General features: G+C 67.8%; 1 protein-coding gene and 1 pseudogene. One reads left to right on the top strand and one right to left on the bottom strand.

Going from position 1 to position 752, the window contains the following annotated elements; translation table 11 throughout:
- A partial coding sequence (locus A5663_RS06580; RefSeq protein WP_197503314.1) for an NAD-binding protein occupies positions 1 to 323 on the bottom strand: 323 nt, incomplete at its 3' end.
- A gap of 181 nt (positions 324 to 504) precedes the next feature.
- Between A5663_RS06580 and A5663_RS06575 the strand changes: the two are divergent.
- Positions 505 to 752, top strand: a pseudogene (locus tag A5663_RS06575) (potassium/proton antiporter); the annotation flags it as partial.

Genomic DNA, 752 nt, shown 5'->3' with positions numbered 1-752 from the left:
TCGGAGAACCGGGTCGTGAGGCCGCCCTCGATGAGGATGACCGCCAGCGCCACGGTGCCCAGGTGGTCGGCCAGCAGCGACGCGGCGAGGTTGACCTTGTCGTCCCCCGTCGCCGCGATCATCACGTCGCACATCTGCAGCCCGGACTCCTCGAGCGCAGAGATCTCGCAGGCGTCGGCGAGCAGCCACTCCGCGGCGGGAACGGTATGCGGTTCGTAATGGCGGGCGTCGTGCTCGATCAGCAGTACCTTGTGGCCGTAGTCCAGCAGCTCCTGGGCCACGGAACGGCCGACGGCCCCCGCGCCGGCGATGCCGATCCGCATCATCGGACGCTCCTCGGCGCGCTGCAACGCGCCGTACGGCCGCCTCCAACCCCGGAACACAGCTTCATAGTGACTGATGCGGACCACATTCCGCGCGGCTACCGGGTTCGACGACCGACCCGTGCGCCGTGGTAGGTGTTTACTGCACTCACCACCCACGCCTGTCCGGGACGGGAATGAAATGACCTTGCAGCAGCTGTATCTGATACTGCTGCTCGCTGGCGTGGTGCTACTGGCCAGCATCGTCGCCACCAGGGCGGCCACCCGCGTCGGGCTGCCCAGCCTGCTGCTCTTTCTCGGCGTCGGCGTCATCGTGGGCGAGGACGGACTCGGGTTGGAGTTCGACAACTACCTGCTGGCCGACCACCTGGGCACCGTGGCGCTGGCGGTCATCCTCATCGAGGGCGGCCTCACGACCCGGTTCTCCGA

This window comes from Mycobacterium sp. E740 (assembly GCF_001672895.1).
Classification (GTDB): Bacteria; Actinomycetota; Actinomycetes; order Mycobacteriales; family Mycobacteriaceae; genus Mycobacterium.
Note: the sequence above shows the minus strand (reverse complement) of the source record. Positions and strands in the feature narration are given on the sequence as shown.